This window comes from Pseudomonas sp. GD04019 (assembly GCF_029837695.1).
Taxonomy (GTDB): Bacteria; Pseudomonadota; Gammaproteobacteria; order Pseudomonadales; family Pseudomonadaceae; genus Aquipseudomonas.
Window position 1 is genome coordinate 197,729 of the sequence record NZ_JAOEEA010000004.1, and the last position, 12,570, is coordinate 210,298.

Consider the following 12,570-nt stretch of genomic DNA (forward strand, 5'->3'; position numbering starts at 1 on the left):
CAACAGCAATATCAAAAAGTTTTGATATTGCCTGTCAGCAGCTCCAGGAAGGCGGCCGGGGCCGGGCTCAGCTGGCTGTCCTTGCGCCACAGCATGTGCAGCTCGCGCTCGATCTGCAGGTCGCGCACGTCCAGGCGCACCAGGCGGCCATCGGCCAGTTCGTCCTCGACCACCAGCTGCGACAGCCAGGCGATGCCATGGCCGCCGGCAATCAGGCGCTTGAGCGCCTCGGTGCCGCCGATGGCCATGCGCGCCTCGGCGTGCAGACCGTGCTGCGCATAGGCCTGCTCGATGCTGGCGCGGGCGCCGGAGCCGGGCTCGCGCAGGTACAGGTCGTGTTCCTGCAGGTCGCGCCCGTGCAGGCCGCGACGCCCGGCCAGCGGGTGGGCGGGGCCCACCACCGGCAGCAGCTGGTCGCGGGCCAGGCGGTGGCAGGCATAGTCCTCCTGGGCGAAGGGGCCTTCGACGAAGCCCAGGGCGATGCTGCCGTCGTCCAGTTGCTGGGTGACTTCGTGGGTGTTGCTCACCCGTAGGTCGACGAATACCTGTGGATGCACGCGGCGGAAGCGGTTGAGCAGCGGTGGCAGCAGGTAGGCGCCGAGGGTGGCGCTGGCGCCCAGGTACAGCTCGCCGTGGCTGAGGTTGGCGTAGTCGCGCAGGTCGCGTTCGGCGGCCTGCTCCAGGGCGAAGATGCGCTCGGCGAACTGCAGCAGGCGCTGGCCGCCCTCGGTGGGGGTCACGCCGCGCGGATGGCGATCGAACAGAGCCAGGCCGAGGCTGGCCTCCAGCTCGCGAATCTCGCGGGTCACCGCCGGCTGGCTGATATGCAGGCGCGCCGCCCCGGCGCTGATGCTGCCGGCCTCGGCAACGGCGAGGAAGACCTTGAGGTGATGCAGGTTCATCGCGCTTACACATAAATAGAAGGCATGCAGATCATGCTGAATATGTATTTTTAATATGGCAAGCCTCTCTCTAGCCTTGGCGTCTCGCTGTCTGCCCTTCGGAATTCCCATGCCGCGCCCCTTCACCCGCCTGCCCGAGCCCTGGGCCTTCGTTCGCCACTTCACCCCCAACTGGTTCGCGATGACCATGGGGACCGGCGTGCTGGCCCTGGTGATTGCGCACCTGCCCTGGTCCCTGCCGGGGCAGATGATCCTGGCCGAGGCGCTATGGCTGTTCGGTGTGGGGCTCTTCGCCCTGTTCAGCCTGCTGTTCCTGAGTCGCGTGCTGCTGCACCGCGATACGGTCTGGCCGATGCTGCTGCACCCGGTGCAGTCGATGTTCCTCGGCGCCATTCCCATGGGCCTGGCCATGCTGATCGGCGGGCTGGTGCAGTTCGGCCCCGCGCGCTGGGGGGACAGCGTGTACCAGGTGGCCCATGTGTTGTGGTGGCTGGATGCGGCCATGGCGCTGGGTAGCGCGCTGCTGGTGCCCTACCTGATGTTCACCCGGCAGAGCCATGCGCTGGAGAAGATGACCGCCGTGTGGCTGCTGCCCATCGTCGCGCCCGAGGTGGCGGCCGGTGCCGCCGGCGGCCTGGCACCGTACCTGGACCCGGTCTCGGCGCGGCTGATGCTGACGGTGGGCTTCGTGCTGTGGGGCATGTCGCTGTCCCTGGCCTTCTCGCTGATCACCCTGGTGCTGCTGCGCCTGGCCCTGCACAAGCTGCCGGATACCGACTTCGCCGCCACCAGCTGGTTGCCGCTCGGCCCGCTGGCCACCGGTTGCCTGGGCCTGCTGACCATGGGCCAGGATGCCCCGGCCGCCTTCGCCGGCACCGCCATGGCCGGCGCCGCCGAGGTGGCCAGCGGCCTGAGCCTGGTCGGAGGCCTGGCATTGTGGGGCGCGGGGCTGTGGTGGCTGGTCACGGCGATCTTCTTCACCCGCCACTACATCCGCGACAACATGCCGTTCAACCTGGGCTGGTGGGGCTTCACCTTCCCGCTGGGGGTGTTCACCCTGGCCACCTTCGAGCTGGAACGGCTGACCGAGCTGCGCTTCTTCGCCCTGGTCGGCCTGATCCTGGCGGTGCAACTGGCGGCGGTCTGGCTGCTGGTGCTGCAGCGCACCTTGCGCGGCGTATGGCACGGCGAGCTGTTCGAGGCGCCCTGCCTGAGCGGGCCGAATGCGCCGGCCCATGGGGTGTTCACGGCGGGCTGAGGCGGCGTTGCGGCACGCTTTTCGCCGATCTGCGCGGGCGTTCGACCATCTGTCATTGCCCCTGAGCACCCGGCTGGGCGAAAATACGCGCCTTTTTACCGCCCCCTTCTTCTAGAAGTAGCCCCCGCAGGAGATTCAGCGATGCCCAGCCGTCGTGAGCGTGCCAATGCCATTCGTGCCCTCAGCATGGATGCTGTGCAGAAAGCCAACAGCGGCCACCCCGGTGCCCCCATGGGCATGGCGGACATCGCCGAAGTGCTGTGGCGCGACTTCCTGCAGCACAACCCGAGCAACCCGAACTGGGCCGACCGCGACCGCTTCGTGCTGTCCAACGGCCACGGCTCGATGCTGATCTACTCGCTGCTGCACCTGACCGGCTACGACCTGGCCATCGACGACCTCAAGCAGTTCCGTCAGCTGCACAGTCGCACCCCGGGCCACCCGGAATACGGCTACACCCCGGGCGTCGAGACCACCACCGGCCCGCTGGGCCAGGGCATCGCCAACGCCGTCGGCTTCGCCATCGCCGAGAAAGTGCTGGGCGCGCAGTTCAACCGCCCGGGCCATGACGTGGTCAACCACTACACCTACGCCTTCCTCGGCGACGGCTGCATGATGGAAGGCATCAGCCATGAAGTCTGCTCGCTGGCCGGCACCCTGGGCCTGGGCAAGCTGGTCGCCTTCTACGACGACAACGGCATCTCCATCGACGGCGAAGTCCACGGCTGGTTCACCGACGACACCCCGGCGCGCTTCGAGTCCTACGGCTGGCAGGTGATCCGCAATGTCGATGGCCACGACGCCGACGAGATCAAGATCGCCATCGAGACCGCGCGCAAGACCAGCGACCGCCCAACCCTGATCTGCTGCAAGACCGTGATCGGCTTCGGTTCGCCGAACAAGGGCGGCAAGGAAGAGTGCCATGGCGCCCCGCTGGGCAACGACGAGATCGCCGCCACCCGCGCCGCGCTGAACTGGAGCCACGGCCCGTTCGAGATCCCCTCGGAAATCTACGCCGAGTGGGACGCCAAGGAAGCCGGTGCCGCCCGCGAGGCTGCCTGGAACGACAAGTTTGCCGCCTACGCCGCCGCTCACCCGGAACTGGCCGCCGAGCTCAAGCGCCGCCTGGCCGGCGAGCTGCCGGCCGACTTCGCCGAGAAGTCCGCCGCCTATGTGCAGGAAGTCGCCGCCAAGGGCGAGACCATCGCCAGCCGCAAGGCCAGCCAGAACGCGCTGAACGCCTTCGGTCCGCTGCTGCCGGAGTTCCTCGGCGGTTCCGCCGACCTGGCCGGCTCCAACCTGACCCTGTGGAAGGGCTGCAAGGGTGTGGAATCCACTGACGCTGCTGGCAACTACCTGTTCTACGGCGTGCGCGAGTTCGGCATGAGCGCCATCATGAATGGTATCGCCCTGCACGGCGGCTTCATCCCGTACGGCGCGACCTTCCTGATCTTCATGGAATACGCACGCAACGCCGTGCGCATGTCCGCGCTGATGAAGCAGCGCGTGCTCTATGTGTTCACCCACGACTCCATCGGCCTGGGCGAAGACGGCCCGACCCACCAGCCGATCGAGCAGCTGGCCAGCCTGCGTGGCACGCCGAACCTGGACACCTGGCGCCCGGCCGACGCCGTGGAATCCGCGGTGGCCTGGAAGTACGCCATCGAGCGCGCCGATGGCCCGAGCGCGCTGATCTTCAGCCGCCAGAACCTGCCGCACCAGGCGCGCGACGGCCAGCAGGTCGCCGACATCGCCCGTGGCGCCTATGTGCTGAAGGATTGTGCCGGCGAGCCGGAACTGATCCTGATCGCCACCGGTTCGGAAGTCGGCCTGGCCGTACAGGCCTACGACAAACTGAGCGAGCAGGGCCGCAAGGTGCGCGTGGTGTCCATGCCGTCGACCTCCGTGTTCGACCAGCAGGATGCCGGCTACAAGCAGGCCGTGCTGCCGCTGCAGGTCGGTGCGCGCATCGCCATCGAGGCCTCGCACGCGGACTACTGGTACAAGTACGTCGGCCTGGAAGGGCGCATCATCGGCATGACCACCTTCGGTGAGTCCGCCCCGGCACCGGCGCTGTTCGAGGAGTTCGGCTTCACCGTCGCCAACATCCTGGAAACCGCCGAAGAGCTGCTCGACGCCTGATGCGCCTGGCCCCCTCGTCTGAGGGGGCCACGCCGAGAACCGCTATGGCCAGACGCCCCTATAAAGTCGCCCTCAACGGATACGGCCGTATCGGTCGTTGCGTGCTGCGCGCCTTGCACGAGCGCGGCGCCGCGGCCGGTTTCGAGATCGTCGCGCTGAACGACCTGGCCGACCAGGCCAGCATCGAATACCTGACCCGCTTCGACTCCACCCACGGCCGCTTCCCTGGCGAGGTGCGGGTCGACGGCGACTGCCTGCATATCAATGGCGACTGCGTGAAGGTGCTGCGCCAGAGCGAGCCGGAGGCCATCGATTGGGCCGCGCTGGATATCGACCTGGTGCTGGAATGCTCCGGCGTCTATCACAGCCGCGCCGATGCCGAGCGCTTCCTGGCGGCTGGTGCCCCGCGCGTGCTGTTCTCCCAGCCGATGGCCAGCGAGGCGGATATCGACGCGACCATCGTCTACGGGGTCAACCAGCAGCAGCTCAGCGGTCGCGAGACCCTGGTCTCAAATGCCTCCTGCACCACCAACTGCGGTGTGCCGCTGCTGAAACTTCTCAACGAGGCGGTGGGTCTGGAGTATGCCTCCATCACCACCATTCACTCCGCGATGAACGACCAGCCCGTGATCGACGCCTATCACCACGAAGACCTGCGCCGCACGCGCTCGGCCTTCCAGTCGGTGATCCCCGTCTCCACGGGGCTGGCACGGGGTATCGAGCGTCTGCTGCCGGAGCTGGCCGGGCGCATCCAGGCCAAGGCCATCCGCGTGCCGACGGTCAACGTCTCGTGCCTGGACATCACCCTGCAGACCGCCCGCGACACCTCCGCCGAAGAGATCAACCGCGTGCTGCGCCAGGCCGCCGAAAGTGGGCCGCTCAAGGGCCTGCTGGCCTACACCGAGCTGCCCCACGCCAGTTGCGATTTCAACCACGACGCCCATTCGGCCATCGTCGACGGCAGCCAGACCCGGGTGTCCGGCCCCCGCCTGGTCAACCTGTTGGCCTGGTTCGACAACGAATGGGGCTTCGCCAACCGTATGCTCGACGTCGCGGAACACTTCCTCGCCGTCTCCACGACTTCCAACTAACCAGCCCCTTGTGAAGGACTGACCATGACCGTTCTGAAGATGACCGACCTCGACCTCGCCGGTAAGCGCGTGCTGATCCGCGAAGACCTCAACGTGCCGGTGAAGGACGGCGTGGTGAAGAGCGACGCGCGCATCCTCGCCTCCCTGCCGACCATCAAGCTGGCCCTGGAGAAGGGCGCGGCGGTGATGGTCTGCTCGCACCTGGGCCGCCCGACCGAGGGCGAGTTCTCCGAGGAGAACAGCCTGGCGCCGGTCGCCGCCTACCTGTCCAAGGCCCTGGGCCGCGAAGTGCCGCTGGTCAAGGACTACCTGGGCGGCGTCGAAGTCAAAGCCGGCGACATCGTGCTGTTCGAGAACGTGCGCTTCAACAAGGGTGAGAAGAAGAATGCCGACGAGCTGGCCCAGCAATACGCCGCCCTGTGCGACGTGTTCGTGATGGACGCCTTCGGTACCGCCCACCGCGCCGAGGGCTCGACCCACGGTGTGGCCAAGTTCGCCAAGGTCGCCGCCGCCGGCCCGCTGCTGGCTGCCGAGCTGGATGCCCTGGGCAAGGCCCTGAAGAGCCCCGAACGCCCTCTGGCTGCCATCGTCGCCGGCTCCAAGGTCTCCACCAAGCTCGACGTGCTGAACAGCCTGGCGCAGATCTGCGACCAGCTGATCGTCGGCGGCGGCATCGCCAACACCTTCCTCGCCGCGGCGGGCCATAAGGTCGGCAAGTCGCTGTACGAGGCCGATCTGGTCGACACCGCCAAGGCTATCGCGGCCAAGGTCAGCGTGCCGCTGCCGGTCGACGTGGTGGTGGCCAAGGAGTTCGCGGAAACCGCCGAAGCCACCGTCAAGCTGATCGCCGACGTGGCCGACGACGACATGATCCTCGACATCGGCCCGCAGACTGCCGCGCAGTTCGCCGAGCTGCTGAAGTCGTCCAAGACCATCCTGTGGAACGGCCCGGTCGGCGTGTTCGAGTTCGACCAGTTCGGCAACGGCACCAAGGTGCTGGCCCAGGCCATCGCCGAGAGCCCGGCGTTCTCCATCGCCGGCGGCGGCGACACCCTGGCTGCCATCGACAAGTACGGCGTGAACGAGCAGATCAGCTATATCTCCACCGGCGGTGGCGCCTTCCTCGAGTTCGTCGAGGGCAAGGTGCTGCCGGCCGTGGAAGTGCTGGAGCAGCGCGCCAAGTAAGCGCGGGCGCCTAAACCAAACGCCTCGCTCCGCGGTCCCTTGCACAGGTACCTCGGAGAAAGGAACACGGTCATGCGCACCTTCAGCATCCTGTTACTCTGTGTGGCCGGCCTCGCCGGCTGCAGCGGCAAGGCCCCGAGCACCTGTGAGGTGCTCAGCCCGCCGGAAATCATACTGCCGTCCACCCAGGACGATCAGCGGGTCGAGGTGCAGAGCACCGGTGACCCCACCGTGGACGGCAGTGCCCAGCAGGACTGCCCCTGACATGGAGTGAGCGATGAAGGCTGTGATCTTGGCGTTGCCCGTCGTGTTGCTGGCCGGCTGTGCCGGCCAGCAAGCGCCCACTGATAGCTGGAATCGCTGGGTCTGCGACAGCCAGGCCGAAGTATTGTGGCGGCCGGTGGGCGATGACGCGGTCGATTTGCGTTTGGGCGGCGGCGATATCGTCCACCGCCTGCAGCGCGAACCCTCGGGTTCCGGCGTGCTTTATAGCGACGGCATCCTGGCCTTCCACAGCAAGGGTGAGGAAGGCCTGGTGTACCGGGTGGCGGACGACGACCTGATCGGTCGTGGCTGCAAGGCGCCATGACGAGTGCGACGGGCAAGGCGGCGTTGCTGATGCTGGTGGTGGCGCTCGGTGGCTGCATTTCCGATCCAGACCAGCAAACCAGCTGGTGTTGGGTGGCCAGGGCCTTCGAGGGTTACCAGAGCAGCCACGTTCAGGCCCAGACTGCCCAGGCGCGACGGGACAACCAAGTCGAGGCATCGCGCAACGCCTGCCAGTGGATAGATGGGTAGCTAGGCGAGCAGTTTTTGTAATACAGCGCAGCTCAATGTCTGCGCAATATCGGAAATAGGCGATGGCGTATTTCCGGGAAACTTGAACAAGGCCCGCCCCTGCGGCAGGCTTGCACACTTAACGACCCTCATTTGGGAGCTTCACAGATGGCACTTATCAGCATGCGCCAGATGCTCGACCACGCCGCCGAATTCGGCTACGGCGTGCCGGCCTTCAACGTCAACAACCTCGAGCAGATGCGCGCGATCATGGAAGCGGCCGACAAGACCGACTCTCCGGTGATCGTCCAGGCCTCGGCCGGTGCCCGCAAATACGCCGGTGCACCGTTCCTGCGCCACCTGATCCTGGCCGCCATCGAAGAATTCCCGCACATCCCGGTGTGCATGCACCAGGACCACGGTACCAGCCCCGATGTGTGCCAGCGTTCGATCCAGCTGGGCTTCAGCTCGGTGATGATGGACGGCTCGCTGAAGGAAGACGGCAAGACCCCGGCCGACTACGACTACAACGTCCGCGTGACCCAGCAGACCGTGGCTTTCGCCCACGCCTGCGGCGTGTCCGTGGAAGGTGAGCTGGGCTGCCTGGGCAGCCTGGAAACCGGCATGGCCGGTGAAGAAGACGGCGTCGGCGCCGAAGGCGTGCTGGACCACAGCCAACTGCTGACCGACCCGGAAGAAGCCGCCGACTTCGTCAAGCGCACCCAGGTCGATGCCCTGGCCATCGCCATCGGCACCAGCCACGGCGCCTACAAGTTCACCAAGCCGCCGACCGGCGACGTGCTCTCCATCGAGCGCATCAAGGAGATCCACAAACGCATCCCCAACACCCACCTGGTGATGCACGGGTCCTCCTCGGTACCGCAGGAGTGGCTGAAGGTGATCAACGAGTTCGGCGGTGACATCAAGGAAACCTACGGCGTGCCGGTCGAAGAAATCGTCGAAGGCATCAAGCACGGCGTACGCAAGGTCAATATCGACACCGATCTGCGTCTGGCTTCCACCGGTGCCATCCGCCGCATGATGGCCGAACACCCGAGCGAGTTCGACCCGCGCAAGTTCTTCGCCAAGACCATCGTTGCCATGCGTGACATCTGCATCGCTCGCTACGAAGCCTTCGGCACCGCCGGCAACGCCTCCAAGATCAAGCCGATCTCCCTGGAAGGCATGTACCAGCGCTACGCCAGCGGCGAGCTGACCGCCAAGGTCAACTAAGCCATCCGCTGCACCGAAAGCCCCGCTCTGCGGGGCTTTTTCATATCCGGGGAAAGTCAATGACCTTACGCATCCTGACGCTGGGCGCCTTTCTGCTGCTGATAGGCTGCGCGAGCCCGACGCTGCCGCCCGAGCCGCCGGCGAGTGCTCCGTTGGCCGTGGTGCCCAGCGATCCGCAGCTCTGTGGCGAGCGCGCCGAGTGCACCACCAAGGTCTCGCGCACGCTGCTGTTCGTCTTCGATTACGCGGCGGCCGGTGGTCATCTGCTGCAGCGCCAGGGGCGGTTGCTGTTCACCCCGGACGAGGCGGTGGCGAATGAATGGCCGGCCATTGCCATTCGTCTGGCCGAGCCGGTCGACAACCGCTTCGAGTTCGCGGCCGAATGCCAGGTCGCGCAGTGCCGCTACAGTGCCGACGAGTTGCTGCGCGTCTATCGCAGCTACCTGGCGGACCGGCCGTGCTCGTTGCAGTTGGCGTCATCGGTGCGCGGCTGCCCGCCTTGATGGCGGCGAGCGAGGTTACACTGCGTCCATGAGCACGCCTTTCAAATACCTTCAGGGCTACCCGCCACACCTGCAGCAGCAGGTGATGCAGATGGTCAGTGAGAATCGCCTCGGCGACTACCTGAGACAGCGTTATCCCAATCGCCACCAGGTGCAGAGCGACAAGGCGCTGTACGGCTACACCACCGAGCTGAAGCAGGAGTATCTGCGCAGTGCGCCGGCCATCGACAAGGTGCTGTACGACAACCGCCTCGACCTGACCCATCGGGCCCTTGGCCTGCACACGGCGGTCTCGCGGGTGCAGGGCGGTAAGCTCAAGGCGAAGAAGGAGATTCGCGTGGCTGCGCTGTTCAAGGACGCCGCGCCGGAGTTCCTCAACATGATCGTGGTGCACGAACTGGCGCACCTGAAGGAGGCCGAGCACAACAAGGCCTTCTACAAGCTGTGCCAGTACATGCTGCCGGACTATCACCAGCTGGAGTTCGACCTGCGCCTGTATCTAACCTGGCGCGATATGGACTCATGACCAAAGGAACTTCTCATGGACGAGATCAATCCCTACGCCACACCGGGCAGTGCGCTGCGGTCGGATGCGCCTGCGGCTCGCGGCAAGCCGCGGGGCTATGGCTGGTACAAGTGGTGCAGCTTGGTCTATGGCGCGCTGGCCCTGCTTACCGCCCTGATCGCGTGGGTGAGCAAGGCACTCAACTTGGCGCCAATGAGCCTGGTGGTGACGACGATCATCTTGGCGCCGCTGATCAGCTACCTGCTGATCGCTAAGCGTGCGCGTGTACTCATCTATCTGTGGCTACCCCTGCATCTGCTAGGTGCCTTGATGCTGCTGGCATTTGGCTTCGACAAAATAAGCGAGGCTAGCAACTTGAGGGCCGGCATCATCCTCTTCATGGTCGGCAGCAATCTGCTGTCCTGGCTGGCCAGCCTGTACTTCCACTGGCGCCTGGGCAAGAAATAGGCACTCCCCGCCAGCTCCCGCAGGCTCTGGCCTGGATCCATTCATCACCGGTTTATCCACAGAGTCATCCCCGGCCTCTGTGCACAACCGGCTGATTGGGAAGCGCTTTTTCCGTGCATGACCAATGGACTGGAGAGCCGTCCTGGCCGGTGCCATAGTGGTGGCATTCCTTGCAGGAGAACGCTCATGAGCAGCGCCCCGCTCACGCCCGAACAGCTGAGCAGCTTCAGCCCCATGGACTTCCTCACCCCGGCCTACCGCCAGCAGCTGCACGCCAGCCTCAAGTACCTGCAACGCCCGGCCGGCACCCAGCTGTTGCAGAAAGGCGAGCGCTCCCTGGCCCAGTACTACCTGCTGGAGGGCAAGGTGGCGGTGGACGCCGGCCCCGGTCGGCAGACCATCGAGGGCGGTTCGCCGCAGGCGCACCTGCCGCTCAACCCCGGCCAGCTCAACCCGAACGGCATCAAGGCGATCACCGATGTGCGTCTGTTCGCCGTCGAGCACCAGCTACTGGAACGGCTGCTCGGCTGGAGTCAGGACGCCGCCTACCAGGTCAACAGCCTCGGCGGCGACAGCATGGTCGAGGAGCACGAGGACGACTGGCTGGCACGCCTGCTCAGCACGCCGCTGTTCGGCCGCCTGCCGCCCTCGCACCTGCACGCCCTGCTGGCGCGCTTCGAGTACCTGCAGGCGCGGGCCGGCGACAGCGTGGTCACCTATGGCGAGCCCGGCGAGCACTTCTATGTGATCAAACACGGGCGCGCTCGCATCAGCCTGCCGCAGGCCTATCGCGAGCAGCCGACCCAGGTGCTGGAGAGCGGCGACTTCTTCGGCGAGGAAGCCCTGGTCAGCGGCGCCGTGCGCTCGGCCAGCGTGATCATGCTGGAGGATGGTGAGCTGGCCCGTCTGCACCGCGATCTGTTCGTCGAGCTGGTACGGCCGAGCCTGATCCCGCGGATCAGCAGCCAGGATCTGCAGCACATGACCCACCAGGGCAGTCGCAAGTACCTGCTGCTCGATGTGCGCCTGGCCGCCGAGTACCGCCTGGCGCATCTGCCGGAGAGTTTCAACCTGCCGGTGGCCAACCTGCGCACCCATGCCGACAGCCTGGACCGGGCGACCTGCTACGTGGTCACGCCCGAGGGCGGCATCCGCAGCGAGCTGGCCGTGCACCTGCTCAACCAGCTGGGCTTCGACGCCTACCTGCTGGGCGGCTCTTCCACCGAGGCGGCCTGAGTGCCGTAGCCGCCCATGCCCCGGACAGCGTTGTGCGCGTGTCTGCTCGGCCTCTGCGTCAGCCTGCTCGGCTCGCTGGCGCAGGCGCGCGAGTGGCTGGTGGTAGGTACCAGCTTTCCGCAAGTCTACGAGCAGAATGCCGCCGGTGACTTCACCGGCCTGGCCCCGGCGGTGTTGCGTCAGCTGGCCGCCGAGCTGGGTGACGAACTGCGCTTCGAGCTGTATCCCTGGGCCCGCGCCCAGCGCATGGTCGAGCTGGGGCAGGCGGATATCCTGGTCGGCCCCTATCGCACCGCCGAGCGCGAGGCGCGCTTCGCATTCGCTGCCGAACCCTTCTACCAGGATCGCATCGTCTTCTATGCCCGCCGTGGTCATGAGCCGGACTGGGACGGTGACTACGCCAGCCTGCAGAACAAGCGCCTGGCCGTGGTGCGCGGGTGGGTCTACGGCAGTCAGTTCGAGGAGATGCGCGAGCGCCTGCGGCCGATCACCGTGGAATCGGTGCGCAATGGTCTGCGCATGCTCGCGGCCGGTCGCATCGACCTGCTCGCCAGCAACCAGCGCAACACCCGGCCGCACCTGTTGGCGCTGGGGTTGCAGGAGGATGTGAGGGAGCTGCTGCCGCTGATCGATGTGCAGCGCGGCTTCTTTGCCTTTCCACGCGACGACGACCACACCCAGCTGCGTCTGCGCTTCGATCGCGCCTTCGCGCGGCTGGTCGAGTCCGGCCAGTTGGCGCGGCTGGCAGAACCGCTCGGGGTCAACGTGCCCTGAGGGAAGTCACTCGACGCTAACGATTTGCCATGTCGCCGCACCGGCCTGCACCTCGTCGCCGGGGCCGCGGCCGAGCAGCTGCTGGCCGAGTGGCGCCTGGGCGGTGATCAGCATGATTTCCAGGCCCTGGTGCTCTAGTTTGAGCCCGGCACCGTCGGGGCCCAGCAACAGCCACTGCTGGCGCTCGGCGCCATCGACCAGGCAGATCAGCGCGCCGAGCTGGACGCCTCTGTCATCGTCGTAGGCACGCATCTGCAGGGCGCGCCAGGCGGCCAATGCGCGGCGGATGTCCTCGGCGCGGCGCGATTGTCCGGCGGCCAGGTACGAGGCCTCCAGGCCACGGGTGTCGTACTTGTTTTCCGCCTTGCTCTCCTCGTGGGTAGCAGCCTGGCGGGCGAGGTCGGCGGCGGCGAGCAGCATCGCCAGATCGGCCTCGAGGCGCTGGCAGACCTGTTGCTGCAGGAGAAGCTTGTCCATGGCGCGGCGTCGATAATGG

Annotated in this window: 15 protein-coding genes; 13 read left to right on the forward strand and 2 right to left on the reverse strand. The window is 66.4% G+C overall.

The window, feature by feature from the left end:
- Positions 1-11: 11 nt before the first annotated feature.
- The gene (locus N7607_RS08340; protein ID WP_279865520.1) at positions 12-902 is read right to left on the reverse strand and encodes a LysR family transcriptional regulator; all 891 of its coding nucleotides are present in this window, start codon (positions 900-902) and stop codon (positions 12-14) included.
- A 109-nt stretch (positions 903-1,011) separates the two neighbouring features.
- Here N7607_RS08340 and N7607_RS08345 point away from each other — a divergent pair, with 109 nt between their 5' ends.
- The 13 genes from N7607_RS08345 to N7607_RS08405 all read left to right on the forward strand — a co-directional run bounded on the left by N7607_RS08345 (position 1,012) and on the right by N7607_RS08405 (position 12,074).
- Entirely contained in the window at positions 1,012-2,160 is a 1,149-nt protein-coding gene (locus N7607_RS08345; RefSeq protein WP_279865519.1) for a TDT family transporter, read from the forward strand.
- Between the two features lie 141 nt (positions 2,161-2,301).
- On the forward strand, positions 2,302-4,302 hold the full coding sequence (gene tkt / locus N7607_RS08350) for a transketolase (protein WP_279865517.1): 2,001 nt from the start codon (positions 2,302-2,304) through the stop codon (positions 4,300-4,302).
- Positions 4,303-4,346: 44 nt separating this feature from the next.
- Positions 4,347-5,393 (forward strand): erythrose-4-phosphate dehydrogenase, encoded by a 1,047-nt coding sequence (epd, locus tag N7607_RS08355; protein WP_279865515.1) that lies wholly within the window; start codon positions 4,347-4,349, stop codon positions 5,391-5,393.
- Positions 5,394-5,417: 24 nt separating this feature from the next.
- A complete protein-coding gene (locus N7607_RS08360; protein ID WP_279865514.1) occupies positions 5,418-6,578 on the forward strand; it encodes a phosphoglycerate kinase in 1,161 nt (386 codons plus the stop codon).
- A gap of 72 nt (positions 6,579-6,650) precedes the next feature.
- Positions 6,651-6,842, forward strand: coding sequence for a hypothetical protein (locus N7607_RS08365; RefSeq protein ID WP_279865513.1), 192 nt, complete (start codon positions 6,651-6,653; stop codon positions 6,840-6,842).
- Positions 6,843-6,855: 13 nt separating this feature from the next.
- The gene (locus tag N7607_RS08370) at positions 6,856-7,167 is read left to right on the forward strand and encodes an MliC family protein (protein WP_279865511.1); all 312 of its coding nucleotides are present in this window, start codon (positions 6,856-6,858) and stop codon (positions 7,165-7,167) included.
- Positions 7,164-7,376, forward strand: a complete 213-nt coding sequence (locus N7607_RS08375; protein WP_279865510.1) for a hypothetical protein — start codon at positions 7,164-7,166, stop codon at positions 7,374-7,376. The genes N7607_RS08370 and N7607_RS08375 overlap by 4 nt, the downstream gene beginning before the upstream one ends.
- 147 nt (positions 7,377-7,523) lie before the next feature.
- Positions 7,524-8,588, forward strand: coding sequence for a class II fructose-bisphosphate aldolase (gene fba, locus N7607_RS08380; protein ID WP_192399174.1), 1,065 nt, complete (start codon positions 7,524-7,526; stop codon positions 8,586-8,588).
- 59 nt (positions 8,589-8,647) lie between these two features.
- Positions 8,648-9,091, forward strand: coding sequence for a hypothetical protein (locus N7607_RS08385; protein WP_279865509.1), 444 nt, complete (start codon positions 8,648-8,650; stop codon positions 9,089-9,091).
- A 28-nt stretch (positions 9,092-9,119) separates the two neighbouring features.
- Positions 9,120-9,617: a M48 family metallopeptidase gene (locus tag N7607_RS08390; protein ID WP_279865508.1), complete on the forward strand. Its 498-nt coding sequence runs from the start codon at positions 9,120-9,122 to the stop codon at positions 9,615-9,617.
- A 15-nt stretch (positions 9,618-9,632) separates the two neighbouring features.
- A complete protein-coding gene (locus tag N7607_RS08395) occupies positions 9,633-10,064 on the forward strand; it encodes a hypothetical protein (protein WP_279865507.1) in 432 nt (143 codons plus the stop codon).
- A 186-nt stretch (positions 10,065-10,250) separates the two neighbouring features.
- Positions 10,251-11,300, forward strand: coding sequence for a cyclic nucleotide-binding domain-containing protein (locus N7607_RS08400; RefSeq protein ID WP_279865506.1), 1,050 nt, complete (start codon positions 10,251-10,253; stop codon positions 11,298-11,300).
- Between the two features lie 15 nt (positions 11,301-11,315).
- Positions 11,316-12,074, forward strand: coding sequence for a transporter substrate-binding domain-containing protein (locus N7607_RS08405; RefSeq protein WP_279865505.1), 759 nt, complete (start codon positions 11,316-11,318; stop codon positions 12,072-12,074).
- A gap of 6 nt (positions 12,075-12,080) precedes the next feature.
- Here N7607_RS08405 and N7607_RS08410 read toward each other — a convergent pair whose 3' ends face one another.
- Positions 12,081-12,551, reverse strand: coding sequence for a transcription elongation factor GreAB (locus N7607_RS08410; RefSeq protein WP_279865504.1), 471 nt, complete (start codon positions 12,549-12,551; stop codon positions 12,081-12,083).
- Between the last annotated feature and the right edge of the window lie 19 nt (positions 12,552-12,570).

Excerpts from the sequence above, each read along its gene's own strand:
- N7607_RS08340 (WP_279865520.1), bottom strand. The coding sequence starts at position 902 with ATGAACCTGCATCACCTCAAGGTCTTCCTCGCCGTTGCCGAGGCCGGC.
- N7607_RS08345 (WP_279865519.1), top strand. The coding sequence starts at position 1,012 with ATGCCGCGCCCCTTCACCCGCCTGCCCGAGCCCTGGGCCTTCGTTCGC.
- tkt (WP_279865517.1), top strand. The coding sequence starts at position 2,302 with ATGCCCAGCCGTCGTGAGCGTGCCAATGCCATTCGTGCCCTCAGCATG.
- epd (WP_279865515.1), top strand. The coding sequence starts at position 4,347 with ATGGCCAGACGCCCCTATAAAGTCGCCCTCAACGGATACGGCCGTATC.
- N7607_RS08360 (WP_279865514.1), top strand. The coding sequence starts at position 5,418 with ATGACCGTTCTGAAGATGACCGACCTCGACCTCGCCGGTAAGCGCGTG.
- N7607_RS08365 (WP_279865513.1), top strand. The coding sequence starts at position 6,651 with ATGCGCACCTTCAGCATCCTGTTACTCTGTGTGGCCGGCCTCGCCGGC.
- N7607_RS08370 (WP_279865511.1), top strand. The coding sequence starts at position 6,856 with ATGAAGGCTGTGATCTTGGCGTTGCCCGTCGTGTTGCTGGCCGGCTGT.
- N7607_RS08375 (WP_279865510.1), top strand. The coding sequence starts at position 7,164 with ATGACGAGTGCGACGGGCAAGGCGGCGTTGCTGATGCTGGTGGTGGCG.
- fba (WP_192399174.1), top strand. The coding sequence starts at position 7,524 with ATGGCACTTATCAGCATGCGCCAGATGCTCGACCACGCCGCCGAATTC.
- N7607_RS08385 (WP_279865509.1), top strand. The coding sequence starts at position 8,648 with ATGACCTTACGCATCCTGACGCTGGGCGCCTTTCTGCTGCTGATAGGC.
- N7607_RS08390 (WP_279865508.1), top strand. The coding sequence starts at position 9,120 with ATGAGCACGCCTTTCAAATACCTTCAGGGCTACCCGCCACACCTGCAG.
- N7607_RS08395 (WP_279865507.1), top strand. The coding sequence starts at position 9,633 with ATGGACGAGATCAATCCCTACGCCACACCGGGCAGTGCGCTGCGGTCG.
- N7607_RS08400 (WP_279865506.1), top strand. The coding sequence starts at position 10,251 with ATGAGCAGCGCCCCGCTCACGCCCGAACAGCTGAGCAGCTTCAGCCCC.
- N7607_RS08405 (WP_279865505.1), top strand. The coding sequence starts at position 11,316 with ATGCCCCGGACAGCGTTGTGCGCGTGTCTGCTCGGCCTCTGCGTCAGC.
- N7607_RS08410 (WP_279865504.1), bottom strand. The coding sequence starts at position 12,551 with ATGGACAAGCTTCTCCTGCAGCAACAGGTCTGCCAGCGCCTCGAGGCC.